The organism is Streptomyces sp. NPDC002817, assembly GCF_053592055.1.
In genome coordinates, this window is sequence record NZ_JBSFUY010000004.1 from 184059 (window position 1) to 207992 (window position 23934).

The window sequence follows — 23934 nt, forward strand, 5'->3', positions numbered from 1 at the left end:
ATGACCTCGCCGCTGCCCTCCTCGCCGTACGCCTCCGTGCTCGACCTCGCGCCCGTCGTGCCCGTCGTCGTCATCGAGGACGCCTCCGATGCCGTGCCGATGGCGCGGGCGCTGGTCGCCGGAGGGCTGCCGGCGATCGAGGTGACCTTGCGGACGCCGGTCGCGCTGGAGGCGATCCGGGCCATCTCGGACGGTGTGCCGGGCGCGGTGGTCGGCGCGGGGACGGTCGTCACGCCGGAGCAGGTGACGCAGTGCGTGCGGGCCGGGGCGCGGTTTCTGGTCAGCCCGGGCTGGACGGACGTACTGCTGACGGCGATGCGGGCGTCCGGGGTGCCGTTCCTGCCAGGGGTGTCCACGGTGTCGGAGGTCGTGGCGCTGCTGGAGCGCGGGGTGCGGGAGATGAAGTTCTTCCCGGCACAGGCGGCGGGCGGGACGGCGTATCTGAAGTCGCTGGCCGGGCCGCTGCCTCAGGCGCGGTTCTGCCCGACGGGGGGTATCGGTCCGGAGAACGCGCCGGAGTATCTGTCCCTGTCCAACGTCGGTTGCGTGGGCGGGACTTGGATGCTGCCCGCGGATGCGGTCGCCGCGCGGGACTGGGACCGGATCGAAGAGCTGGCCCGCGCGGCGTCGGGGCTCAGGGACGCAGGTGGGACGTGTCGTTGAAGAGCCGCACGCTCGCGTTGCCGTCGGCGTAGTACGCCACGGCGGACAGGGACGCGGCCGACAGTTCCATCCGGAACAGGGACTCCGGCGGGGCGCCGAGCGCGAGTCGTACGAACGTCTTGATCGGCGTGACATGCGTGACGAGCAGGACCGTACGTCCCGCGTACGCCGCGACCAGCTTGTCCCTCGTCGCCGCGATACGGGTGGCGGTGGCCGCGAAGCTCTCACCGCCGCCGGTGGGTTCGGCGTCCGGGTCGGAGAGCCAGGTGTTGAGGTCGTCGGGATAGCGCTCCCGTACCTCGGCGAAGGTGAGCCCTTCCCACGCCCCGAAGTCGGTCTCCCGCAGCCCGTCCTCGACGGTCACGTCGAGCCCGAGCCGCTCGGCCACGGCGGCGGCGGTCTCCCGGGTACGGGTGAGGGGCGAGGCGAGGATCTCCTGGACCGTGCCACGCCGGGCAAGGGCGGCGGCGACCCGCTCGGCCTGCTCACGCCCGACGTCGGACAGGGACGGATCGGTCCCTCCACTACCGGAGAAGCGCTTCTGAGGCGTCAACGGCGTCTCCCCGTGCCGCAGCAGCACAAAGGTCGCGGGCGCCCCCATGTCGGCCGGCGCCCACCCAGGGCTGGCCACCACCTTCGCGGCACGCACATCAGCCTCGGCCCCAGCGGCTCCGCCGCCCGAGACCTCCACCGCTCCGCGACGGGAAGAGCCGGCGGAGGAAGACGCGGCAGAGGCAGAGCTGGACGCACCGACGGAAGCAGAACCCAACGCCGCACGCACCTTCGCCGCCCCAGCGACCGCGTCCCCCGGCGACCCAGCCACCACACCCGCCCCAGCCTCAGCGGCTCCGCCGCCCGAAAACTCCACCGCTCCGCGGCGGGACGAAGAGGCGGCCGCGTCCAGTTCCGCCGTCGAGTCCGACGCCGACCACTGCTCCCCCCGCTTCCCCGCATCCATCGCCTCGTTGGCGAGCCGGTCCGCGTGCTTGTTGCTCTCCCGCGGGATCCACTCGTACGTCACCTGGTCCGCCGGATGCACCCGCCCCGCCTCCATCGCGAGCGGCTTCATGTCCGGGTGCTTGATCTTCCAGCGGCCCGACATCTGCTCGACGACAAGCTTGGAGTCCATGCGGACATGGACGGAGGCGGCGGGGTCCAGTTCGTGCGCGGCGCGGAGGCCGGCCACCAGGCCCCGGTACTCGGCGACGTTGTTGGTCGCGACGCCGATGTACTCGGCCCGCTCCGCCAGCGTCTCGCCGGTCGCCGCGTCGATGACCACGGAGCCGTAGCCCGCGGGTCCGGGATTGCCCCGGGACCCGCCGTCGGCCTCGACGATGAACTCCCGCACGCGCAACGCTCCTTACAGGCCGGACTCGGACGTACGCACCAGGATGCGGCGGCAGTTCTCGCAGCGGACGACCGTGTCCGGCGCGGCCGCGCGGATCTCGTTGATGTCGGTGATCGCCAGCTCCTGGCGGCAGCCCTGGCAGGTCCGCTGGTACAGCTTCGCCGCACCGATGCCGCCCTGCTGCTCGCGCAGCTTGTCGTAGAGCTTGAGCAGGTCCGCGGGGATCGTGCCCGCGATGACCTCACGCTCCTTGGTGACCGTGGCGACCTCGCCGTCGATGCCCTCGAACGCCGCCTCCCGGCGGGCCGTCGCGTCGTCGACCTTGCCCTGCACCGCGCCGACCCGCTCGGTCAGCTCGACGACCCGCTCCTGCGCGGACTCCCGGCGCTCCATGACCTCAAGGACGATGTCCTCGAGGTCGCCCTGGCGCTTGGCGAGGGAGGTGATCTCGCGCTGGAGGTTCTCCAGGTCCTTCGGGGAGGTGACGGCCCCGGAGTCCAGGCGCTGCTGGTCGCGGGTGGCGCGCTGACGCACCTGGTCCACGTCCTGCTCGGCCTTGGTCTGCTCGCGGGCGGTGTCGCTCTCCTCGGTCTGCGCGGCGACCAGCAGGTCACGCAGCTGGGTGTGGTCCTTGGTCAGCGACTCGATCTCGGCGTGCTCGGGCAGCGACTTGCGCTTGTGCGCGAGCTGCTGGAGGCGGACGTCGAGGCCCTGGACCTCGAGGAGACGGATCTGGTCGGCGGGCGCGGCGTTCAGTTGGGGGCTCCCAGTGAGTCGGTGGTGTCGGTGGTGGACGCCGCGTGGGCGGTCCAGGGGTCGGTGACCGTCTTGGAGACGTGGACCCGCAGGCCCCATCCGTGGCGGTCGGAGATCTCGTCGAGCTGGGTCGCGGCCAGCTCGCACCAGGGCCATTCGGTGGCCCAGTGCGCGGCGTCGAGCAGCGCGAGGGGGGTTCGGGCTCGGGCCTCGGATGCCGGGTGGTGGCGGAGGTCCGCGGTGAGGAAGGCGTCGACGCCCGCGGCGCGTACGACGTCGAAGAGGCTGTCGCCGGAGCCGCCGCTGACGGCGACCGTGCGGACGACCGCCTCGGGGTCGCCGGCGACGCGGATGCCCTGCGCGGTGGCGGGGAGCCGGGCGGCGGCCCGGGCGGCGAAGTCCTTCAGCGAAAGGGGGTGGTCCAGCTCGCAGATCCGGCCGAGGCCTCGGCGGCCCTCCTTGTCGGAGGGGTCCGGCACCAGCGGTCGTACGACCCGAAGGTCCAGCGCGCCCGCGAGCGCGTCGCTCACCCCGGGGTCCGCCGTGTCCGCGTTCGTGTGCGCCACGTGCAGGGCGATGTCGTTCTTGATGAGCGTGTGGACGACTCGGCCCTTGAAGTGGGTCGCCGCGACCGTCGTCGTACCGCGCAGATAGAGCGGGTGGTGGGTGACCAGCAGGTCGGCGCCCAGTTTCACCGCCTCGTCGACGATCTCCTGGACCGGGTCGACGGCGAACAGGACCCGCGAGACCTCCTGGTCGGGGTCGCCCACGACGGTACCGACCGCGTCCCAGGACTCGGCCCGCTCGGCGGGCCACAGGTTCTCCAGCGCGGTGATGACTTCAGACAGACGGGGCACGGGGCAAAGGCTACCTGGCTGGTCTGTGCCGATGTACCGGTCCGGCTCCCGATGACCCCGCCCAGCACAATCGTCCCGTTTTCCTCAGGCGAATCGTTCCTGGGCCACCCCTTTGTGTGAAGTGGCCGTCGGCTCGTCCCACGTCCGTGCGTACGAAAACTAGCTTCGTGGCCGGAGGTGACCGAACGATGACGGCCTGTGCGATCGAGCCCACGGCGGCGGACGAGGACGGTACGCCGCAGGCTGGCTGCACGATCACCGCGGACGGCGCGTACGCCGCCCGCCTCACGCTGGACGGCGACTCCTGGTTCCCGGAGCGCTGGACACTGGACGGCCCCGAGCCGTACGCGGTACCGCTGCCCGGCAACCAGCCGGAGGAGCCGGGCACCGAGGTGCAGCCGATGGGCGACGGACGGGTTCTGATCAGGCGGTTCGCGGACGGGCGGCACAACTTCTCGCTGCTCTACCCGACAGGTCCCGCCACCGGTGAGCTGCCGCTCGGGGCGGTCGAGTGCCCGGAGGAGGGCACCCGGCTGTGGCTGCTGCCGCCCGCGCCAGGGGGCGAGAAGGCGTACGCCCTCGCCGTGGGCCGGCACTCGACCGCGGTGTGGCTGGTGGCGGGGGGCGCCTTCGGGCCCGAGCATCTCGCGGAGATCCCGGGGCGCTGCTCGGGCGGGGTGTGGCTGGACCGGGCGGGCCGGATGCTGGCCCTCGACCGGGAGGTCGGGGGGTGCACCAAGGCGATCGTGGTGGATCTGGAGCGGGGCGGTGAGGTGTCGCCGCTGCTGCAGATCTCCGCCGGCAGTGACGACCGGCTGCTGCTCGCCGACCCGGACAGCGGGCTGCTGCTGATCCGCTCGGACGCGCCCGGTGAGGAGCGGCTCGGCTGGGGGGTGCTCGGCAGCACGCTGCCGGTGCGTTTCCCGGAGAGCCTGCGGCTGCCCGAGTGCGCGGTGACGCCGTTCGCCGTCCAGCCGGGGCAGGTGCTGATGCCGGAGAACTGTGCGGTGGCGCTGCGGATCGACGGGCCGGTGGGCAGCTGGGTCGGCATGTGGCGGCCGAACGGGCGGCAGGTGCACCATCTCGCGGCGCCCATGGGGTGGTTGACGGGCGCCGGGCTGTGGACACGGGACGGGGTGCTGCGGCTGCCGTACGCGACGGACGAAGTGCCGTGCGGGGTGGCGGCGTTGACGGTGCCCACGGGGGAATCGGGGGGCGGGGGAAGGACGGGGGACGCGGGCCCGGGGGATCCGGTCCGGGACGCGACGGCCGACGAGTCGACGCCGGGGAGGCCGTCGGACTCGGACGGGCCGTCGCAACCGGATCCCCCGGAGCCCGCGGTTCTGAGACCGGTGCCGCTCGGAAAGGCGCCGTTGGAGGCGCTCGGGAAAGTGGCGTCGAAGAGCCTCGGGAAAACGCCGTTGGGCGGTCTTGTAACGAACTAGTGCCGGTTGGTGTGGCCGCCTGGATTCGCCCCGTGGTCGGTTGGTTAAACTCGCCCGGCTGTTAGAAAGATCATGTTGACGGGGTGAGTTCTTCCGATGAGCGACGCAAGCACGATTCAGCCGCCGCGCACCGATGTCCAGCAGACGTCCGGCCACGGCCGGCACCGGGGGCAGGTCTCGGCTCACGACGGCGATTCGGCCCCTCGGGGCCGGCACCGCAAGCCGGTCGAGGAAGCCGAGAAGGCTGCCTGACGGTACGACGACGAAGGGGTCCGCGTGTCGGCCGACACGCGGACCCCTTCCGTATGTCCGCTCCCGTATGTCTACTCCCGCTTGAGCCCGAGCACCTCCGCCGCCGCGAACGTCTCCCCCGAGGGCCGCGAGGCGTAGTGCGGGGTGAGCAGCGCGTCCAGTTCGTCGTAGGTGAAGGTGTCCTGCTTGCTGTCGAACTTGGCCTGCACACGGGGCCGTTCCACCAGAGCGACCATCCCTCCGTGTACGACGAGCAGCTGGCCGTTGACGCGTGCGGCGGCGGGTGAGGCCAGGTAGCCGACGAGCGGGGCGACATGCTCGGGGGCGAGCGGGTCGAGCCCGGCATCGGGCGCTTCGAGGCCCGCGAAGACGTCCTCGGTCATCCGGGTGCGGGCGCGCGGGCAGATGACGTTCGCGGTGACGCCGTACTTGGCGAGGGCGAGGGCCGTGGAGGTGGTGAGCCCGACGATTCCGCCCTTCGCGGCGGCGTAGTTGGGCTGTCCGGCCGAACCCGCGAGGAACGCCTCCGACGAGGTGTTCACGATCCGCCCGTACACCGGCCCGTCCACCGCCTTGGACCTCTCCCGCCAGTGCGCGGCGGCGAAGCGGGTGGTGTTGAAGTGGCCCTTGAGATGGACCCGGATCACCGAGTCCCACTCCTGCTCGGTCATGGAGAAGACCATGCGGTCGCGCAGGATGCCCGCGTTGTTGACGAGGATGTCGAGCTTGCCGAACTCCTCGACGGCCGACTGGACGAGCCGCTGGGCCTGTGGAAAGTCGGAGACGTCCCCGGTGTGGGCGAGCGCCTTGCCGCCCGCCGCGCGGATCTCGGCGGCGACCTCCTCGGCGGGGCCCGCGGAGGCCTCGCCGGAGCCGTCCCGGCCGGGCTGCCCGTAGTCGTTGACGACGACGGCGGCGCCGAGCCGGGCGAGTTCGAGCGCCTCGGCCCGGCCGAGCCCGCGTCCGGCGCCGGTGACGATCGCGGAGAGCCCCTCAAGTGGCAGTGACATACCCGGAGTTCCTCAGATCTCTATGCAGGTACGCAGCGAGGTGCCGGTGCGCATCTGGTCCAGGGCCTCGTTGATGTCGGCCAGCGGGACGCGGTGGGTGATCAGGCCCGCCAGGTCGACGCGGCCCGCCCGCCACAGGGCGATGGTCCGCTCGTAGGAGGTCAGGACGTCACCGCCGCCGTACATGGACGGCAGGATCCGCTTCTCGTCGAAGAACAGCTCGAACATGTTGAGCTGGAGGTTGTCGTCCATGGCGCCCGCGCCGACGACGACCAGGGTGCCGCCGCGGCGGGTGTTGTCGTACGCGGTGCGGGCCGTGGCCGACCTGCCGACGACCTCGAAGACGTAGTCGAAGCCCTCGCCCGCGGTGACCTGTTGTTTGGCGTCGGCCAGCTCGTCGGGTGAAACGGCCCTGGTGGCACCGAACTTGAGGGCGGACTCCCGGCGGGAGAGCACCGGGTCGACCGCCACGATCTCCGCCGCGCCCTTGAGCCGGGCGCCCTGGATCGCGGAGATGCCGACGCCGCCGCAGCCGATGACGGCGACGGACGAACCGGCCTGTACGTCGGCGGTGTTGAGGGCGGCGCCGAGGCCCGTGGTGACTCCGCAGCCGATCAGTGCGGCGATGTCGAAGGGCACGTCGTCGGGGATCGGCACCGCGCAGCCCGCGTCGACGACGACCTCCTCGGTGAAGGTGCCGGTGCCGGCCATGCCGAAGACGTCTCCGGCGGGGCGCCTGAAGTTGGGGGTGCCGGCGTTCATGAACCCGGCCAGACACAGCTCGGTCTGGCCGCGCTTGCACGCCGGACACGCGCCACAGGCGGGCAGCCAGCAGACTACGACCCGGTCACCGGGCTTCAAGTTGTTGACGCCCTCCCCGACTTCCAGGATCTCGCCCGCGCCCTCGTGACCGGGTACGAAGGGCGCGGGCTGCGGCAGTACGCCGCTCATCCCGGACAGGTCCGAGTGGCACAGCCCCGCCGCCCGCACCCTGATCCTGACCCTTCCGGGACCGAACCCCACCGCCTCGACGTCGTCGAGGACCTCCAGCTTGTCCTGGCCGATCTCGTGCAGTACGGCTGCGCGCATGGTGCGGCTCCCCTCAACGGCTGGTGTGCTCAGGTGTGTTCGACGACGGTGTCGGCGAGGACCGGCGCGTCGTCCCGCTCGACGGCGCTCACGGCGACCCGTACGGCGTCCTGCTGTTCCCACATCCGGATGCGCAGGGTCTCCCCCGGGTACACGACCCCGGCGAACCGGGTGACGTACGACCGCACCCGCGTCACGTCCCCGCCCAGCACGGTGTCGACGACCGCCTTGAGCGTGATGCCGTAGGTGCACAGCCCGTGCAGGATGGGCCGCTCGAACCCGGCGACCTTGGCGAACTCGGGGTCGGCGTGCAGCGGGTTCCAGTCGCCGGAGAGACGGTAGAGCAGGGCCTGGTCCTCACGGACGGCCCGCTCGACGACCCGGTCGGGCTCGCCGGAGGGCGGGTCGAGACGGCCGGACGGCCCCCGGTCACCACCCCAGCCCCCTTCTCCCCGCACGAAGATCTGGGCGTCGTTGGTCCACAACGGGCCGTCGGCGTCGGCGACCTCGGTGCGCATGACGAGGACGGCGGCCTTGCCCTTGTCGTGGACCGCGGCGATACGGCCGGTGGCGGTGGCGGTGCCCGCGACGGGCAGCGGGCGGTGGATGGTCAGCGACTGGCCGCCGTGCAGGACCTTGGCGAGGTCGACCTCGATGCCGGGCATGGACAGGCCGCTGATCACGCCGGGCGAGCCGGAGCCGGCGACGGTGGCGAAGCTCGGCAGGACGTGCAGTCGTGACTCGAGGGTGTAGCGCAGTTCGTCCGGGTCCGTCGCCGGGACGCCTGCTCCGATGCCGAGGTGGTAGAGCTGCACGTCCTTGGAGTTCCAGGCGATCTCGCCCATCCGGGGTTCGGCGGCCACTGCCTTTGCGGCGTCGATGGGCATGGGGCTCCTGGGGGCTCAGAGACCTCGGTGCGGCCGTCCGCACCGTCGGCCGCACCGAGGTCGTTCACGGGTCCGTGCCTCCGCGCTCGTTCTAGAACGCGTTCCAGTACGGCGACCCCTGTATAGCCCAGCTCTCAGAAGTTGTGAAGACTACTGACGGCATGTCAGATGCTGGGGCCCATGACATTTGTACTGCCGGATTCCGTACATGTCCCTCTGCCGCGCACGTGGGCGGGTTCGTAGCGTGGGAGCCATGACACAAGGCAGCGGGAACGGGTCGTGGTTGCGCAAGACGTCGTGCCGTATGGACGCGTGGCAGGTGGCGCGGGCGGGCTGGAAGTCGGACATGGAACGCTTCAAGGCCGACCAGCGCACCGCCCGCAGGACCGGCGTGCCGGTCGAGAACCCGGGCCCACCGCCCACCGGCTTCTCCCTCCTCCCCTGGCTGCTGATGGGAATGGGCGCCTTCTCCAACATCTTCCAGGCCGGAACGCCCCAGCCGTGGCTGGGCGCCCTCGGTCTGCTCGCCTTCAACTCCCTCTACATCTACGTTGTCTTCCGCGCCTTCGTGAAGGACAAGCGCGAGGCCCGCTCGACCCGGGTCGCGCTCGTCCTGATGGGCGTGGTCACCTGCGCCCTGGCCATCGGCTACGGCGGTAACTGGCTGTTCTTCTTCCCGCTGCTCGGCCTTGCCACGGGCGCCGTGACCCGGGGCCCCTGGCTCGGCCGGACCGGGCTAGGCCTCACCGCGCTCGCGGTGGCCGTCTCCGCGGTCCAGGACGGCTGGGACGCGGTGAACATCGGGTACGCCACCTTCCTGTCGACGATGGTGACCGCGGCGATCCTGTCCCTCTCCGAGGCGGTACGGGAACTGCGCGCCGCCCGCGAGGAACTGGCCCGGCGCGCGGTCGAGAAGGAACGCCTGCGCTTCTCCCGCGACCTCCACGACCTCCTCGGCCACACCCTGTCCGTGATCGTGGTCAAGTCCGAGGCCGCCCGCCGTCTGGCCCCCCGCGACATGGACGCGGCCCTCGCCCAGATCACCGACATCGAGTCCGTCGGCCGCCAGGCGCTCACCGAGATCCGCGAGGCGGTGACGGGCTACCGCGAGGGAAGCCTCAGCACAGAGCTGGACCGCGCCCGCTCGGCCCTGGAGGCCGCGTCCATCGAACCCGTCGTACGCCACTCCGGCCCACCCCTGGCAGCCCACACGGAGACGCTGCTGAGCTGGGTCGTACGGGAGGCCGTGACCAACGCGGTACGGCACAGCGGGGCTTCACGGTGCGAGATCGCGGTGGAGGGGTCGGCGGAACGGGTGCGGCTGCGGGTGGTGGACGACGGGCGGGGACCGGTGGATGCGGTGGGCTCCGCCGGCACCGGTCTGAAGGGCCTGGCGGAGCGTCTCGCGGCGGCGGGCGGGCGACTGGAGACGGGCCCGGGCCCGAGGGGCGGGTTCGTGGTGACGGCGGAGCTCCCGGTGGAGGCACTGGAGCGGGAGGTGGCGACGGTGGGGTGAGGGGCCGGGGGCGAAGGGCCCGGGGTGAGGGGCCCGGGGGGAAGGGCCCGGGGGGAAGGGCCCGGGGGGAAGGGCCCGGGGGGAAGGGCCCGGGGTAAACGCCGGGCCGGGGGGGGCGGCCCGGGGTAAACGCCGGCCCGGGGACGGCCCGGGGTAAACGCCAGGCCGGGGGGGGGAGGGCCCGGGGTAAACGCCAGGCCGGGGGACGGCCCGGAATGAAAGGCAGGCCGGGGGACGGCCCGGGATGAAGGGCGGGCCAGGGGACGGCCCGGAATGAACGGCGGGCCAGCGGACGGCCCGGAATGAAAGGCGGGCCAGGGGACGGCCCGGGATGAAGGGCGGGCGGGGGACGGAAGTGATTGGCAGATGTGTCTCAGGCCTGGAGCGGACAAGCGCAGGTCGGGCGGGCTGGAGGCGGGTCGGATCTGCCGGTCGCCGATCTGCGGGGTGGGGCGGGTCAGAAGTGCGTGGGGATGTCGAAGACGCGGCGGAGTTGTGCCATGTCGTGGCGGTCTCGGGGCGTCGGCTCGTAGCCCTGGTGGAAGTGGACCTGCTGGGCGGCGGAGAGGCAGGGGACCGGGGTGGATCCGATGGTGCCGGTCACGAAGGCGTCGGCGGGGTAGGGGAAGGGGTTCTCCGGGTCGAAGGAAGCCTGCGTCGCGGAGCCGTCCTCGTCGAAGACGAGGGGGTGCAGATCGATCTCCCTGCCGTCCGGGGCCGTCACGACGAAGCGGACGGGGCGCCGGTCGAGGCTCTCCACGTACCCGGCCTCGGACAGGGCCGCCGTGACGGCGGGCTCCTGCTCCAGACGGTGCATCAGGTCGAGGTCGCGATGGTCCCGGGTCTGCTCACCGACCAGCGCGTCGATGCCCCAGCCTCCACCGACCCAGACCTCAACACGCGCCCGGCGCAGCAGGGCGAGCACGGACAACACGTCATCTGCCGACATCACTTGGAGCATGTTAGGTGCAAGGCACACCCGCACGACTCCGCGCCGAGCGCACCCGGCCCCCGCGCCCTACCCTTGGGCCGTGAACGAGATGCCCCGGGATTACCGGCCCGCCAAGTCCATCAGGGTTCTGCTCGCCGAGGACCAGGGGATGATGCGGGGCGCGCTCGCGCTGCTGCTCGGCATGGAGGCGGACATCGAGGTCGTGGCCCAGGTGGGGGCCGGTGACGAGATCGTGGACGCGGCGCTGATCCACCGCCCGGACGTCGCGCTCCTCGACATCGAACTGCCCGGCAAGAGCGGCCTCGACGCCGCCGCCGAGCTCCGTGACGAGGCCCCCGACTGCCGGGTCCTGATCCTGACCACCTTCGGGCGCCCCGGCTATCTCCGCCGGGCCATGGAGGCCGGCGCCGCGGGTTTCCTGGTGAAGGACGGCCCCGTCGAGGAACTGGCCTCCTCCATCCGCCGCGTCCTGACCGGCGAGACGGTCATCGACTCCGCCCTCGCCGCGGCCGCCCTCAGCGCGGGCCCCAACCCCCTCACCTCCCGCGAGTGCGACGTGCTGAGCGCCTCGGCGGACGGGGCGACGGTCGCCGACATCGCCGCCGCCCTCCACCTCTCCGAGTCCACCGTCCGCAACTACCTCTCCTCCGCCATCGGCAAGACCGGCACCCGCAACCGGATGGAGGCACTGCGGGAGGCGCGACAGCAGGGGTGGGTGTGACGGGAGTCCCTCGACGCCCACGCCACCGCCGCTGCCCCCGTCCAAACCCGGTGCTGGGCAGAACCGCCCCCACCCCGCGCCCCGTTACCTCACCCTCGTCACCTCCGCCGACTGCGCCGCCGTGCCCTCCGGGGCCAGGCAGACGAACCAGTCCACCGGGGAGCCCTCCGCCGGGCGGATCGCCGGGACATCGGTGCTGGTGTCCTCGTTCTGCGGGGCCCTGTCGACCTTGGTCGCCGTGCCGTTCCTCCAGGCGCAGGTGACCTGCTGGGCGTTCTTGCCGACCATGCCGATGACCAGGCGTTCCGGACCGTCGGGGTCGGCGTCGAAGGGGGTCGAGGCGGACTGGAGGTCCGTGCCCGACATCGTGTCGTCCTTCCCGAACAGGTCCTCGAACGTCTTCCGCCGCTCGTCGCCGTTGCTGAAGTACACGACGTACGACCTCTTGCCGATCAGTTCGGAGGGCTTGGTCCCGGCCGGCGCATCGCCGTACTCACCCATCGCCGCAAACTGACCCGCAGCCTGCGCCTCGGTCCGCGGCGCGGCCCAGACATCGATGGCGACCCGCCACTCCTTGCCGTCCTCCGTGCCGGTCGCGAGGGTCGTCCGGGTGGGGGTGAAAAGGTCGGGTGCCGGCGTCGCCGACTGGGTCGCCGCCGGTGCCACCGTCCCGTCCCCGCCCGGCAGTCCCGCCACCGCGAGCGTCGCCGAGGAACCGGCGAGCACCAGGGCCGTGGCCGCGGCGACCGCCCAGCGGCGGGCCTTGCGGCGACGGCCGCCGCGGATGACGGCCTCGTAGGGGGCTATACCGATCTCGACCTCGTCCGCGGCTCCGGCCAGCATGGAGGCGATGTCACCGTTCGTCATGTCGTGGTTCGTCTCCCGGTCCGCGTTCATCACTTCCGCCCTCCCTGCGTCACGACGTCGGCCAGCCCCGGTATGGCGCGGAGTTTCGCGATTCCCTTGGCCGCGTTGCTCTTCACCGATCCGACGGAACAGCCCATCGCCTCGGCGGTCTGTGTCTCGGTGAGGTCCTCCCAGTAGCGCAGGACGACCGCCTCGCGCTGCCGTGGCGGCAACTGGGACAACGCCTTCAGCAAGGCGTTGCGGTCCTCGGCCTGGGCGATGCGGTCGCCGGTGTCGGCGATCTCGCGCACGAGGCCCGAGTCGTCCTTGGGCGCCAGGAACTCCCGGAGCCGTCGACGGTGTTTTCGTGCGTGTGCGTTGATCATCACCCGCCGTACATACGCCTCCGGGTCGTCGGCCGAGCCGACTCTGCGCCAGGCCACGTAGACCTGTTCCAGGGTCGACTGGACCAGGTCCTCCGCGCCGTGCTGCTCCCCCGTAAGGAGAAATGCCGTCCGCATCAGCCGCGGCCAGCGGCCGATGACGAAGCTCTGGAACTCCTCGTCCCGAGCCTCTTTGCGATCCCCCATGGGCACCTCCCACCTCCTAGATGTCTAAAGGAGTCCATGGGCCGCCCAGACCGTTGCCTCAGTCGGCGGAAATCTTTTCGCCCGCCGGAATCCTCCCGCCGGCCCCGGAAGAGCCGCCCCGGCACGCCACCCCGCGCTCCCCGCCGCCGACGCCGAGCCGGAGTGCCGGCCCTCGGGGGCCGATGACCGAGCCGGACTCGACGCCGACACGGCCGGCACCCCCGCCGCCCTCGGCAGCCTCCGCGTCGCCCCGCTCGCCGCCCGCCGCGCCCTGGAGCCGGAGCTGACGGCCCGCACCCCCTCCTCGTACCTGGTCGGCGAGGGCGCACTGCTCCGGCCGGCGCACGAGACGGTGTGGATCGACGCCGACGAGGCCGAGACCCTCGCCGAGCGGGCCCTGCGCACCGCAACCACCGCCCACCTGGCCGCCGCCCTCGAGGCCTTCACCGACGGGGGGCTCCCGCCTCCCGTCTCACTCCCCGGAAAACTTCCCACCCGTCTCCGCCTCTGCCCCCGCCTCCGCCTCCGCCACTGACCCCTCCCCCATCTCGTCCTCCGCCTTCCCCGACACCGGAGCCACCACCGGAACGGCCACCGCCGCCGGAACCCTCCGCGGCAGCCACACCAACATCACCACCGCCCCACCCACCAACACCCCGGCCCCGGTCCGGAACACCAGCGCGTACCCCTCCGTCAGCGCCTCGCGCCCCGTGCTCCCCGCCGTCCGTGCCGCCGCCAGCGTCGACATCACCGCGAGTCCCAGTGAGCCGCCCATCGTGCGGGAGGTGTTGACCAGGCCCGACACCAGTCCCGCCTCCCCGGGCGCCGCCCCGGACGTGGCCAGCGCGGCCAGGGGTGTCGTGGCGAGACCGGCTCCGAGCATCATCAGGATGCCGGGGATCATGATCGTGACGACGTAGTCCCCGTCCACGCTCATCGTCGACTGCCAGGCGAACCCGGACACCGCGACGAGCGTCCCCAGCACCGCCACGTTCCGCTCGCCGAGCACCCGCATGAACCGTGGTGCCGCCTTCGATGCCAGCACGATCGCCAGGGAGCTCGGCACCAGTGCGAGGCCGGCCTCGGTCGGGGAGTAGCCGAGCACGTTCTGGGCGTACAGCGTCATGAAGAACCACATGCAGAACATCGCGGAGCCGCTGAGGAACATCGCCACGTTGGCGGACGCCACCGAGCGCCGCCGCAGCAGTCCGAGCGGCATCAGCGGGGCCGCCGTACGCGCCTCCACCAGCAGGAACACCCCGATCAGCGCCACCCCGACCATGAGCGGGACCACCGTCGCCGCCGACGTCCACCCCTCGGCCTCCGTCTGCGAGATGCCGTACGCCGAAGCCGCCAGTCCCGCCGTCACCAGCACCGCGCCGGGCAGGTCGAGCCGGCGCCCGTCCCCGGCCCGGTTCTCGGTCAGCCACCACAGGGCGCCGAGGAGGAGGACCGCGCCGACCGGCACGTTGACCAGCAGGGTCCAGCGCCACGACCACACGTCCACCAGCACCCCGCCGACGAACCCGCCGACCGCTCCGCCGCCCGCGCCCACCGCCGTCCAGGTCGCTATGGCACGCGCGCGTGCCGCCCCCTCGGGCACCGCGGACGTGACGATCGTCAGCGTCGAGGGCGCCAGCACCGCCGCGCCCAGCCCCTGCACGGCCCGTGCGACCAGCAGCTGCCAGCCGTCCTGGGCCAGTCCGCCGCCCAGCGAGGCGAGCGTGAACAGGCCGAGCCCGACCAGGAACATCCGCTTGCGCCCGTACAGGTCGCCGGCCCGCCCGCCGAGCAGCATGAACCCGGCGAAGGCGATCGCGTACGCGTTCACCACCCACTGGAGGCCCTGCTCGCTCAGGGCCAGATCGGCCCGTACCGACGGCAGTGCCACGTTGACGACGGACATGTCGAGCACGACGAGGAACTGTCCGGCGCACGCGAGCGCCACGACCAGCCAGACGGGAGGCTTCGTGCGTGGACGGGGGGCGCGGGTTACTGCGGCGGCTTCCGGCATGGCCGTCATGGTCTCAACCGCCGGATGCCCCCGGCATCGGGATTTCGGCCCAGTCCGCCCCGGCAGGAGGACCTAGGCCGGGCCTGGGCCTGGGCCTGCCTCTTCTTCAAGAGAAGATAAAGAATTCGTTAGCTGGCCAAAGCATCGGAATAGTTGCCCCAGCACACCGGGTTGGCCACTGACATGAGATCTACGCCGACCGATCAGCCCAGCCGCCCGGCGAGCGGCGCCCTCGTCCCGGTGCTCGCCTTCGCGGGCATCGTCGTCGCGGTGATGCAGACCCTGCTCGTCCCGGTCATCAAGGACCTGCCCCAGCTCCTCGACACCGAGCCCAGCAACGCCACCTGGGTCCTGACCTCCACGCTTCTCTCGGGCGCCGTGGCCACGCCGATCATGGGCCGCCTCGGCGACCTGTACGGCAAGCGCCGGCTGCTGATCGCCAGCCTGTCCGTGATGGTGGTCGGCGCGCTGGTCAGCGCGCTCACCAGCGACCTGATCGTCATGATCGTCGGCCGTACCCTCCAGGGCTTCGCGATGGGTGCGATACCCCTCGGTATCGGTCTGATGCGCGACATGCTGCCCCGCGAGAAGCTCGGCTCGGCGATGGCCCTGATGAGCTCCTCGATCGGCGTCGGCGGCGGCCTCGCCCTGCCGCTCGCGGCCCTGATCGCCCAGCACGCCGACTGGCACGCCCTCTTCTACGGTGCCGCGGGCCTCGGCGCGCTCTCCATCGTCCTCACCCTCCTCGTCGTACCGGAATCCCCCATGCGCGCCGGGGGCTCCTTCGACGTGCTCGGCGCGTTCGGTCTCTCCACCGGCCTGGTCCTCTTCCTCCTGCCCATCACCAAGGGCAGCGACTGGGGCTGGACCTCGGGCACCACGCTCGGCCTGTTCGCCGCGTCCGCCCTCGTGCTGCTCCTGTGGGGCGTCTTCGAGCTGCGCACCAAGGCGCCGCTCGTCGACCTGCGTACCACGGCCCGCCCGGCGGTCCTCTTCACCAACCTCGCGTCGATCATGGTCGGGGTCAGCTTCTACGTCGTCTCGCTGGTCCTTCCCCAACTCCTCCAGCTCCCGAAGGCCACCGGCTACGGTCTGGGCCAGTCGATGGTCGTCGCCGGCCTGCTGGTCGCCCCGCTGGGCCTGACGATGATGTTCACGGCGCCCGTCTACGCCCGCCTCTCCGCCAAGTACGGCCCCAAGACCACCCTCATCCTCGGCATGCTGATCATCGCGATCGGCTACGGAGCGGGCCTGGGCCTCATGAGCGCCGCCTGGCAGAGCCTGGTCATCGCCGTCGTCCTCGGTGCGGGCATCGGCCTCGCCTACTCCTCGCTCCCCGCCCTGATCGTCGGCGCGGTCCCGGCCTCGGAGACGGGCGCGGCGAACGGTCTCAACACGCTGATGCGGTCCATCGGTACGTCGGTGTCGAGCGCCGTCATCGGCATGGTGCTGGCCAACACGGCGAACACCGTGAACGGGGTCGCGATCCCGACCATGCACGGTTTCCGCGTCTCCTTCCTCATCGCGACCGGTGCGGTGGCGGTCGGTCTGCTGATGGCCCTGTTCCTGCCGAAGCCGAACCGTGCGCCCCAGCTGCGGGCGAGCAGCGAGGAGGAGGACAACCTGGCGCGCGCCGAGGAGGCCCTGCGCGGTTTCCGCGGCCGGGTCCTGGACGCCGAGGGCGCCCCGGTCCCCCGCGCCAAGGTCACCCTCATCGACCGCCGTGGCCGCCAGGCCGGCGCGACGCTCTCCGACGAGGACGGCAGTTACGCCCTCGCGGTCCCGGCCCAGGGCGCGTACGTCCTGGCCGCCCGCGCCACCGGCCACGGGCCGCTCGCCTCGTCGGCAACCCACACGGGCGACGAGAGCGCGGTCGCCCTGGACCTGTCGCTGCCGGGCGAGACGGTCGCCACCGCCTGACACCACCCCCTGCCCCTGCCCCTGCCCCTGCCTCGGATTTTCCCCTTCCCATCACTGCCCGCACGACGCAACCACGCGGAAGCGGAAGCAGTCATATGCAGAGGTGTGGCCCGGCGACAGCACGGGTGGGGAATCAGTGTGGGGAGCAGGATGATCAGAACGGTGTTCCGGACTACGGACGTGGCGGCGGAGGACCGGTTCGAGTACTGGCGGGAGTTGATGAGCCGGACGATCGCACCCAGTGAGATCAGCAGCCACCACTCCGCCGACTTCTGGGCGGAGCAGCGACTGGTGAAGCTGGGTCCGGTGATCGTGTGGTCCGGGGGGCTCCTGCCGACGCGCTACCGACGGAGCCCGAGACTGATCCGGCAGTCCGACCCCGAGCAGTACCACCTGCAACTGCTGCTCGGAGGCGGGCTCGGCCTCGACCACGTCGGGCGAACCGACACGTACGGCCCATGCGATCTGTGGGTGTCCGACAGCTCACGGCCCTACGACGTACGACCGCCGAGGGACGAGAGCCGTCACGTCATCACGGGGGTGGCAGTGGAGTTACCCAAGGCGTCGCTGCCGCTGTCCCCGGACCAGGTCCGGGGACTGCTGGGCAGACGTCTGTCGGGGCGCGAGGGGAGCGGCGCTCTGCTGACGGATTTCCTGATCGGGCTGGACCGGCAGTCGGCCGTCCTCCAGCCCTCCGACACACCCCGCCTCAGCAGGATCCTGCTCGACCTGGTGTCAGTCTGGTTCGCCCAACCGCTGGAGGCGGAGGCCGCGCTGCCACCGGAGACCCGCCAGCAGGCCCTGACCGTACAGATCCGGGCGTTCATCCAGCAGAACCTGCACGACCCGGGGCTGACACCGCCGGTGATCGCCGCCGCTCACCACATCTCCCTCAGCTATCTGCACCGGCTGTTCCAGCAGCAGGCGCAGGGCGAGACGGTCGCGGCCTGGATCCGGCACCTGCGGCTGGAGGGGGCCCGCGGCGACTTGGCCGACCCCACGCAGGGTGCCACGCCGATCCACACGATCGCCGCCCGCTGGGGCCTGCCCCGCGCGTCCGACTTCACCCGTGCCTTCCGCGCCGCCTATGGGGTCCCGCCGAGGGAGTACCGGCACCAGGAGTCACCCCTGCGGGATTAGACGCATTGCCAAGTCGCAGTGCACTCACCTTTGACGACAGTCCCGGTGGTCACCTCTCATGCTGATCGGGCGGTCGCTCGACCGATCCGATCAACGCACACAAAGGCACCACCGCTGTCATGGCCATGAGCAGTACGAGCAGATCGAGAAGGTCTCCGCCCACCGCGCCAACCACGATCTCGCCGAGAAGGTTCGGTTCACCGCCACGTCGGAGGACGGCAGGTGCTGGGCGCGCTCGCGCACGCCCAGCGCAACGAGGACGGCCGCCGGGTCGACATCTCCTTCGCCACACAGAACTGGCAGAAGGCCACGGTCGACCCGGTCACGGCCGGGTCGGAAGCGCGTGACTGCGATGGCTCAGGCGTTGGTGCCGACGTGGAGGGTGCCGTCCGGAGTGGCGGTGGCGTAGGTGCCGAAGATGGCGCCGTTGTTGTCGACCAGGCTGCTGACGGACCAGTTGCCGGTGGTGCCCTTGCGGACGCGGTCCCAGACATCGCCGTTGACGACGGCCTCGACGTGCAGGTCACCGTTGGGCAGGCCGGCCGAGGAGATCTGCTTCACCGCTCCACCCGCGTCGATCTTCGTCGAGTTGCTCCACGCGCCGCTCTCGGAACGGGTACGGTCCCAGACCTCACCGGCGACGAGGGCCTGCACATGCAGGCTGCCGTCGGGCAGCGCCGCGGAGGCCAGGTCCTTGATGCTGCCGTTGCCGTCGATCTTCGTGCTGCCGCCCCAGGTGCCGTTGGCGGCCCGGGTACGGTCCCAGATCTCACCGTTCACGAGGGCCTGGACGTGCAGAGTGCCATTGGGGAGGGCAGCGGAGGCCACGTCGGTGACCGCGCCGCCCCCGTCGATCTTCGACGAGGCGCCCCAGGTGCCGTTGGCGGCCCGGGTACGGTCCCAGATCTCACCGTTGACGACGACCTGGACGTGCAGGGTGCCATCGGGCAGGGCGGCGGAGGCGATGTCGGTGATGTTGCCGTTGCCGTCGACCTTCGTCGCGTTGCCCCAGGCGCCACCCGCGGCGCGGGTGCGGTCGAAGACCTGACCGCCTGCCAGGGTCTGGACATGGACCGTGCCGTTGGGCAGACCGGCCGCGGAGATCATGTTGACGGCGCCGCCCTCGTCGATCAGGTCGGCGGTGGCGTCCCATGGGCCCCCGTCGGGTCGCGTCCGGTCCCACACCCGGCCGCCCTGCGGAGCGGAGGGCGGGTACGGGTCGGCGTGGTCGCTGCCCAGCCCGGCCAGCGGCCCGCACGTCGGCCAGGCACCCTCGCCCTGCCCCGCGAGGACCTTCTCGCCGGTCAGTATCTGCTCCTTCTTGGTCGCCAGGTGCGGGTAGGTCGCGTAGGCGTCGCCGCCGTACGCGTTCCAGGTACTGAGGCTGAACTGCAGCCCGCCGTAATAGCCGTTGCCGGTGTTGATGCTCCAGTTGCCGCCGCTCTCGCACTCGGCGACCTTGTCCCAGGTGGCGACCGAGGCGGCCTGAGCCGGGCTCGGCAGCGCGGTGGCCAGGGCCATGGCGGCGGCCGGCACCAGGAGAGCGGCGGTGAGTCTGCGAGTGGACACTGAAGGCCTCCAAGAGGGTGAAAACGGCATGGGAAACCCCGGTGCCCGGGCGGTACCGGGCACCGGGGTGATGGTTCGAGCACCTCACGGCGCTCAGGAGTTGACCTGCCGTCAGGCGTTGGTGCCGACGTGGAGCGTGCCGTTCGGGGTGGCGGCGGCGTAGGTGTCGAAGATCGCGCCGTTGTTGTCGATCAGGCTGCTGACGGACCAGTTGCCGGTGGTGCCCTTGAGGACCCGGTCCCAGACATCGCCGTTGACGACGGCCTGGACGTGGATGTCACCGTTGGGCAGGCCGACGGAGGAAAGCTGCTTCACCGCGCCGCCGGCGTCGATCTTCGTGCTGCCGCCCCAGGTGCCGTTGGCGGCGCGGGCACGGTCCCAGATCTCACCGTTCACGAGTGCCTGCACGTGCAGGGTCCCGTCAGCCCCCGCAGCCGAGGACAGGTCCGTGATGGCGCCGCCCGCGTCGATGCGGGAGCTGCCGCCCCAGGTGCCGTTGGCGGCCCGCGTACGGTTCCAGATCTCGCCGTTCACGACCGCCTGCACGTGCAGGGTCCCGTCAGCCAGCGCGGTGGACGCGATGTCCGTGATGGCGCCGCCCGCGTCGATCTTCGTGGAATTGCCCCAGGTGCCGTTGGCGGCCCGCGTACGGTCCCAGATCTCACCGTTCACCAGCGCCTGGACGTGCAAGGTGCCGTCGGGCAGGCCGGCGGAGGCCACGTCACTGATGTTGCCATTGGCGTCGATCTTCGACGAGGCGCCCCAGGTACCGTTGGCGGCGCGGGTGCGGTCCCAGATCTCACCGTTGACCAGCGCCTGGACGTGCATCGTGCCGTTGGGCAGGCCGGACGCCGAGACCGCGTTGACGGCGCCGCCCGCGTCGATCAGGTCGGCGGTGGCGTCCCAGGGGCCGCCGTCCGGACGCGAGCGGTCCCAGACCCGCCCGGCGGGCCGACTCGTCTCACCGACGATGCTCTTCAGCCGCGCGGGCTTGAAGGTTCCGTACCCCGAAAAGTACGGGTACGGGATAGGGCGGTAGTGGACGCCGGAGCCGGTGAACTCGTAGCCCATGTACTCCGTGTGGGTGGAGTCCGTCCACGAGTCGAAGAGGGCCACGTGCCCGCTGCTGCCGCTGGCCTCGTTGAGCAGGACATCGCCCGTCTTCAGACTGTCCTTGGTGCTCCACTCCGCCACGTCCTCCGGAATGAACGTGTTGGTGGTGAGGGACGAGCCCAGGTTCCAGGCCATCGAGACATAGCCGGAGCAGTCCGTGCGCCAGCCCTGGTAGTAGCCGGACTGGTTGTAGTCGAGGCCGATCCCGACCCAGCTCTTTGCCCGGCGGATGACCTCGTCGCGGGTGATGGCCGGGGAGGCCACGGCCGCGGCCCGACTGTCGGAGGCGCTGCCGGTCACCGGGGTGACCGGGCCCTGCCCGCTGCTGCCGTGGTCGGCGTCCGCGGCGGCGGACACGCCCCCCGCGGGGGCCGCACCGGCGGTCTGGACGGCGCCCAGGAGGCTCGCCGCCACGACGGCCATGCCGACCGCGGCGGATCTGCCACGGTTTTTGAGCATGCTGAAGGACACAGTTCTCCTAAGGGAGTTGGCGAATGAGGTGTGGTGAGAGACGTCGGTCAGGCGTTGGTGCCGACGTGGAGGGTGCCGTCCGGAGTGGCGGTGGCGTAGGTGCCGAAGATGGCGCCGTTGTTGTCGACCAGGCTGCTGACGGACCAGTTGCCGGTGGTGCCCTTGCGGACGCGGTCCCAGACATCGCCGTTGACGACGGCCTCGACGTGCAGGTCACCGTTGGGCAGGCCGGCCGAGGAGATCTGCTTCACCGCTCCACCCGCGTCGATCTTCGTCGAGTTGCTCCACGCGCCGCTCTCGGAACGGGTACGGTCCCAGACCTCACCGGCGACGAGGGCCTGCACATGCAGGCTGCCGTCGGGCAGCGCCGCGGAGGCGACGTCCTTGATGCTGCCGTTGCCGTCGATCATCGTGCTGCCGCCCCAAGTGCCGTTGGCGGCCCGCGTACGGTCCCAGATCTCACCGTTCACGAGGGCCTGGACGTGCAGGGTGCCATTGGGGAGGGCCGCGGAGGCCACGTCGGTGACCGCGCCGCCCGCGTCGATCTGTGTGGCGTTGCTCCACGTGCCGTTGGCGGCCCGGGTACGGTCCCAGATCTCACCGTTGACGACGGCCTGGACGTGCAGGGTGCCATCGGGCAGGGCGGCGGAGGCGATGTCGGTGATGGCGCCGTGGGCGTCGATCTTCGTCGCGTTGCTCCAGGTGCCGTTGGCGGCCCGGGTGCGGTCCCAGATCTCGCCGCCGACCAGGCTCTGGACGTGGACCGTGCCGTTGGGCAGTGCGGACGCGGAAACCGAGTTGATCGCGTCGTTGGTGTCGATCAGTTCGGCGTTGGTGTCCCAGGGGCCGCCGTCCGGCCTGGACCGGTCCCACACCCGGCCATGCGGAGCCGCGGCCGTGGAGATCTGGACGTCCAGATAGTCCTGGTCGATGTTGATCGTGACACCGCCCCAGGTCTCGTTGTGGCCGCCCGAGTATTGGTGGATCCGCTGGTGGTTGCTCCAGCGTGAGCTGGGCACCACCGGGTCGGCGGTGTCCGCGACACCGTTCCAGAGCGCGTCGAAGATGACGTCTGGCATGGTGTAGCCGTTGTAGTTGTCGACCAGGTCCTTGATGCCGGAGCCGCTGCTGCTGTAGATCCCGGAGTGGTAGCCCCGGGAGTGGAGTTGCTCGGTCCAGGCGGACTCGAAGGCCAGCACCTTGGAGCTGAGCGACGAGGCATATGCCTCCATGTCGTAGTACAGCGTCGAACCGGGGCTGAACCCGAGCGCGACGGCGTCGCTGATGGCGGCGTTGGCGGCGCTGATGCCCTGGTTGGCGGGCGAGGTGATGCCCGAGGCCTGCGTGCCGACGTAGATCGGGATGAACCGCCATCCGTCGTCGGCCTGTTGCTGCACCCAGCTCGCCGTGAGGTTGGGCTGGCTGCAGGCGCGCTGCGAGCCGCCGATGTAGATCCCGACCGCACTGTAGGGCGAACTGGTCTGCCAGGCACTCATGGCGGCGGAGGAGGGGGCGGCACAGGCGTCGAAGCCCTTGCCGGTGAAGTTGGTGGCGGTCGCCGGCAGAGCGTCGGCCTGCGCGGTGAGAAGCGGGGCGGACGACGAGGGCGCCCCGGTCTCGGCGGGTTCCTGGGTGCGGGGAGCGGTCGCCGGGATCCCGGCTCCGCCCAGGATGCTCCGGACGAGCGCCGGGTCCGTGCCGTACGTCGCCGTGACGCTCACCTTGGCCGCCTTGGCGCGGTACTCGCGCTCGACGGGCTCGGCCACCGTGCCCCGCCGATCCGCCGGGTTGTCGGCCGGCTCGATGACCAGGGCCTCGGTGCGTCCCACGAGGTGGCTGGGACAGTCCTGGTCGGCGCCGGGACGGCCGAGGTACACCGCGTGCCGGTCGAATCGCACGCAGGCGTTCGGGGTCTTCGCGAGGTCGACCACCTCCCAGGAGCTCGGCACGGTGAACCGGTGTCCCTGGTAGTCCAGTTGTCGCCCGGTGGCTGACGCGTCCGCCTGGGCCGGAGCAGTGCCGAGCGCGCCGAGACCGAGGGTCATCAGAGCGATGACCGCGGCCGTCCTCTGGGCTCTCCGTCTCCGGAAGCCCGCGTTCTTCTGCGGGTCGTCCTTGTGCGAGTCGTCCTTCTTCGTGCGTAAGCGCATTCGTGTCCCCTGATTGCTGTGAACGGGCAGGAGAAAAGTGCGGGTTGAGCAGCGATGAGAATCGGTTCACGCAAGATGCGAAGGGAAGATGAAAGGCGGCCGAAGGGCATGGGAGAGGTCACCGAAAACTCAGAATCCGATACCTGTGCAGCCCCTGTGCCCTCGCGGTGAAACCGCCATGACGATCACCCCCGCCGATCACAATGCGGGGCGACTCCCGGTGCTGTCGTTAGCTGCGAGTCCACAGGCGTGTTGTCACAGCGTCCACAACGGCTCCCCACCAGCTCCACAATTGCTCCATATCGCTCCTGTCCCGGCTCGCGCGCGGACTGCGCCCGTACGCGGTACTCGTGGGGCGAGAGGGCGTACGCGCCACGGAAGGCACGGGTGAAGTCCGAGGGGCGCGGGGTCCACCAGATCGCGGGGGGCGCCCGCCAGGAGCCGACTGCGGATCCGGGCCGCGACCGTTTCTCCGGTGGAGTCCTGCCGGAAGAGCCGGTGCGGGTAACTCACCGAGACGTGATGCGCGGCCGCTGTCACGGGCGGCTTCAGCGCCGGGTCTTGCAGTTTCTGGCGCATGAACGCCTTGATGCGCATGGTCAGCGCCCGCTGACAGGTCCCCGGC

General features: G+C 71.3%; 21 protein-coding genes. 7 read left to right on the forward strand and 14 right to left on the reverse strand.

Translation table 11 applies throughout. The features are described from left to right. A complete protein-coding gene (locus ACWD3I_RS09815; protein WP_365406256.1) occupies positions 1-663 on the forward strand; it encodes a bifunctional 4-hydroxy-2-oxoglutarate aldolase/2-dehydro-3-deoxy-phosphogluconate aldolase in 663 nt (220 codons plus the stop codon). Here ACWD3I_RS09815 and ACWD3I_RS09820 read toward each other — a convergent pair. Genes ACWD3I_RS09820 through ACWD3I_RS09830 form a run of 3 tightly spaced genes read right to left on the reverse strand, consistent with a single transcriptional unit; the run spans position 635 to position 3624 of the window. Beyond that, positions 635-2011 (reverse strand): bifunctional RNase H/acid phosphatase, encoded by a 1377-nt coding sequence (locus ACWD3I_RS09820; RefSeq protein ID WP_365406259.1) that lies wholly within the window; start codon positions 2009-2011, stop codon positions 635-637. The two genes, ACWD3I_RS09815 and ACWD3I_RS09820, sit on opposite strands and share 29 nt — an antisense overlap. A 12-nt stretch (positions 2012-2023) precedes the next feature. Then, on the reverse strand, positions 2024-2767 hold the full coding sequence (locus ACWD3I_RS09825; RefSeq protein WP_365406286.1) for a zinc ribbon domain-containing protein: 744 nt from the start codon (positions 2765-2767) through the stop codon (positions 2024-2026). Continuing rightward, complete coding sequence (locus ACWD3I_RS09830) at positions 2764-3624, reverse strand: Nif3-like dinuclear metal center hexameric protein (RefSeq protein ID WP_365406262.1); 861 nt, start codon at positions 3622-3624, stop codon at positions 2764-2766. Before ACWD3I_RS09830 ends, ACWD3I_RS09825 begins: the two co-directional genes overlap by 4 nt. Positions 3625-3812: 188 nt before the next feature. Here ACWD3I_RS09830 and ACWD3I_RS09835 point away from each other — a divergent pair, with 188 nt between their 5' ends. After that, positions 3813-5069, forward strand: coding sequence for a hypothetical protein (locus tag ACWD3I_RS09835; protein ID WP_365406265.1), 1257 nt, complete (start codon positions 3813-3815; stop codon positions 5067-5069). A 96-nt stretch (positions 5070-5165) separates the two neighbouring features. Continuing rightward, complete coding sequence (locus tag ACWD3I_RS09840; RefSeq protein WP_095046382.1) at positions 5166-5321, forward strand: hypothetical protein; 156 nt, start codon at positions 5166-5168, stop codon at positions 5319-5321. A gap of 71 nt (positions 5322-5392) precedes the next feature. Here the strand turns inward: ACWD3I_RS09840 and ACWD3I_RS09845 are convergent, their stop codons facing one another. Genes ACWD3I_RS09845 through ACWD3I_RS09855 form a run of 3 tightly spaced genes read right to left on the reverse strand, consistent with a single transcriptional unit; the run spans position 5393 to position 8307 of the window. Next, on the reverse strand, positions 5393-6331 hold the full coding sequence (locus ACWD3I_RS09845) for a 3-oxoacyl-ACP reductase (protein WP_365406268.1): 939 nt from the start codon (positions 6329-6331) through the stop codon (positions 5393-5395). Between the two features lie 12 nt (positions 6332-6343). Next, positions 6344-7420 (reverse strand): Zn-dependent alcohol dehydrogenase, encoded by a 1077-nt coding sequence (locus ACWD3I_RS09850; protein ID WP_365406271.1) that lies wholly within the window; start codon positions 7418-7420, stop codon positions 6344-6346. 29 nt (positions 7421-7449) lie between these two features. Further along, positions 7450-8307 (reverse strand): MaoC/PaaZ C-terminal domain-containing protein, encoded by an 858-nt coding sequence (locus tag ACWD3I_RS09855; RefSeq protein ID WP_365406274.1) that lies wholly within the window; start codon positions 8305-8307, stop codon positions 7450-7452. A 253-nt stretch (positions 8308-8560) separates the two neighbouring features. Between ACWD3I_RS09855 and ACWD3I_RS09860 the strand changes: the two genes are divergently transcribed. Beyond that, positions 8561-9823 carry a sensor histidine kinase gene (locus ACWD3I_RS09860; RefSeq protein WP_451084060.1) on the forward strand — a complete coding sequence of 421 codons (1263 nt, stop codon included), beginning with the start codon at positions 8561-8563 and terminating at the stop codon, positions 9821-9823. Between the two features lie 457 nt (positions 9824-10280). Here ACWD3I_RS09860 and ACWD3I_RS09865 read toward each other — a convergent pair whose 3' ends face one another. Continuing rightward, positions 10281-10772 carry a nucleotidyltransferase domain-containing protein gene (locus tag ACWD3I_RS09865; protein WP_365406277.1) on the reverse strand — a complete coding sequence of 164 codons (492 nt, stop codon included), beginning with the start codon at positions 10770-10772 and terminating at the stop codon, positions 10281-10283. Positions 10773-10863: 91 nt separating this feature from the next. On the opposite strand from ACWD3I_RS09865, the gene ACWD3I_RS09870 reads away from it, so the two are divergent. After that, complete coding sequence (locus ACWD3I_RS09870; protein WP_365406292.1) at positions 10864-11496, forward strand: response regulator transcription factor; 633 nt, start codon at positions 10864-10866, stop codon at positions 11494-11496. Between the two features lie 84 nt (positions 11497-11580). On the opposite strand, the gene ACWD3I_RS09875 is transcribed toward ACWD3I_RS09870, so the two are convergent. The 4 genes from ACWD3I_RS09875 to ACWD3I_RS09890 are packed head-to-tail and all read right to left on the reverse strand — an operon-like array spanning position 11581 to position 14955. Next, positions 11581-12393, reverse strand: coding sequence for a hypothetical protein (locus ACWD3I_RS09875; protein WP_365406280.1), 813 nt, complete (start codon positions 12391-12393; stop codon positions 11581-11583). Beyond that, on the reverse strand, positions 12393-12932 hold the full coding sequence (locus ACWD3I_RS09880; protein ID WP_266893200.1) for a SigE family RNA polymerase sigma factor: 540 nt from the start codon (positions 12930-12932) through the stop codon (positions 12393-12395). Before ACWD3I_RS09880 ends, ACWD3I_RS09875 begins: the two co-directional genes overlap by 1 nt. Positions 12933-12990: 58 nt before the next feature. Next, positions 12991-13353 carry a hypothetical protein gene (locus ACWD3I_RS09885; RefSeq protein ID WP_451084061.1) on the reverse strand — a complete coding sequence of 121 codons (363 nt, stop codon included), beginning with the start codon at positions 13351-13353 and terminating at the stop codon, positions 12991-12993. Between the two features lie 51 nt (positions 13354-13404). After that, positions 13405-14955 carry an MFS transporter gene (locus ACWD3I_RS09890; RefSeq protein WP_365398138.1) on the reverse strand — a complete coding sequence of 517 codons (1551 nt, stop codon included), beginning with the start codon at positions 14953-14955 and terminating at the stop codon, positions 13405-13407. A gap of 174 nt (positions 14956-15129) precedes the next feature. Here ACWD3I_RS09890 and ACWD3I_RS09895 point away from each other — a divergent pair, with 174 nt between their 5' ends. Next, positions 15130-16866: an MFS transporter gene (locus ACWD3I_RS09895; RefSeq protein ID WP_365398141.1), complete on the forward strand. Its 1737-nt coding sequence runs from the start codon at positions 15130-15132 to the stop codon at positions 16864-16866. A 150-nt stretch (positions 16867-17016) separates the two neighbouring features. Then, positions 17017-18006, forward strand: a complete 990-nt coding sequence (locus ACWD3I_RS09900; RefSeq protein WP_365398144.1) for an AraC family transcriptional regulator — start codon at positions 17017-17019, stop codon at positions 18004-18006. 357 nt (positions 18007-18363) lie between these two features. On the opposite strand, the gene ACWD3I_RS09905 is transcribed toward ACWD3I_RS09900, so the two are convergent. From ACWD3I_RS09905 to ACWD3I_RS09915, 3 genes are all read right to left on the reverse strand, one after another. Then, positions 18364-19575 (reverse strand): transglycosylase family protein, encoded by a 1212-nt coding sequence (locus ACWD3I_RS09905; protein WP_365398147.1) that lies wholly within the window; start codon positions 19573-19575, stop codon positions 18364-18366. Positions 19576-19686: 111 nt separating this feature from the next. After that, on the reverse strand, positions 19687-21147 hold the full coding sequence (locus ACWD3I_RS09910) for a hypothetical protein (RefSeq protein ID WP_365398150.1): 1461 nt from the start codon (positions 21145-21147) through the stop codon (positions 19687-19689). A gap of 59 nt (positions 21148-21206) precedes the next feature. After that, on the reverse strand, positions 21207-23309 hold the full coding sequence (locus tag ACWD3I_RS09915; protein WP_365398153.1) for a glycoside hydrolase domain-containing protein: 2103 nt from the start codon (positions 23307-23309) through the stop codon (positions 21207-21209). Between the last annotated feature and the right edge of the window lie 625 nt (positions 23310-23934).

What these genes read in the sequence shown, in the direction of transcription:
- ACWD3I_RS09815 (WP_365406256.1), top strand. Translation starts at nt 1, where the DNA reads ATGACCTCGCCGCTGCCCTCCTCGCCGTACGCCTCCGTGCTCGACCTC.
- ACWD3I_RS09835 (WP_365406265.1), top strand. Translation starts at nt 3,813, where the DNA reads ATGACGGCCTGTGCGATCGAGCCCACGGCGGCGGACGAGGACGGTACG.
- ACWD3I_RS09840 (WP_095046382.1), top strand. Translation starts at nt 5,166, where the DNA reads ATGAGCGACGCAAGCACGATTCAGCCGCCGCGCACCGATGTCCAGCAG.
- ACWD3I_RS09845 (WP_365406268.1), bottom strand. Translation starts at nt 6,331, where the DNA reads ATGTCACTGCCACTTGAGGGGCTCTCCGCGATCGTCACCGGCGCCGGA.
- ACWD3I_RS09850 (WP_365406271.1), bottom strand. Translation starts at nt 7,420, where the DNA reads ATGCGCGCAGCCGTACTGCACGAGATCGGCCAGGACAAGCTGGAGGTC.
- ACWD3I_RS09855 (WP_365406274.1), bottom strand. Translation starts at nt 8,307, where the DNA reads ATGCCCATCGACGCCGCAAAGGCAGTGGCCGCCGAACCCCGGATGGGC.
- ACWD3I_RS09860 (WP_451084060.1), top strand. Translation starts at nt 8,561, where the DNA reads ATGACACAAGGCAGCGGGAACGGGTCGTGGTTGCGCAAGACGTCGTGC.
- ACWD3I_RS09865 (WP_365406277.1), bottom strand. Translation starts at nt 10,772, where the DNA reads ATGTCGGCAGATGACGTGTTGTCCGTGCTCGCCCTGCTGCGCCGGGCG.
- ACWD3I_RS09870 (WP_365406292.1), top strand. Translation starts at nt 10,864, where the DNA reads ATGCCCCGGGATTACCGGCCCGCCAAGTCCATCAGGGTTCTGCTCGCC.
- ACWD3I_RS09875 (WP_365406280.1), bottom strand. Translation starts at nt 12,393, where the DNA reads ATGAACGCGGACCGGGAGACGAACCACGACATGACGAACGGTGACATC.
- ACWD3I_RS09880 (WP_266893200.1), bottom strand. Translation starts at nt 12,932, where the DNA reads ATGGGGGATCGCAAAGAGGCTCGGGACGAGGAGTTCCAGAGCTTCGTC.
- ACWD3I_RS09890 (WP_365398138.1), bottom strand. Translation starts at nt 14,955, where the DNA reads ATGACGGCCATGCCGGAAGCCGCCGCAGTAACCCGCGCCCCCCGTCCA.
- ACWD3I_RS09895 (WP_365398141.1), top strand. Translation starts at nt 15,130, where the DNA reads ATGAGATCTACGCCGACCGATCAGCCCAGCCGCCCGGCGAGCGGCGCC.
- ACWD3I_RS09900 (WP_365398144.1), top strand. Translation starts at nt 17,017, where the DNA reads ATGATCAGAACGGTGTTCCGGACTACGGACGTGGCGGCGGAGGACCGG.
- ACWD3I_RS09910 (WP_365398150.1), bottom strand. Translation starts at nt 21,147, where the DNA reads ATGCTCAAAAACCGTGGCAGATCCGCCGCGGTCGGCATGGCCGTCGTG.
- ACWD3I_RS09915 (WP_365398153.1), bottom strand. Translation starts at nt 23,309, where the DNA reads ATGCGCTTACGCACGAAGAAGGACGACTCGCACAAGGACGACCCGCAG.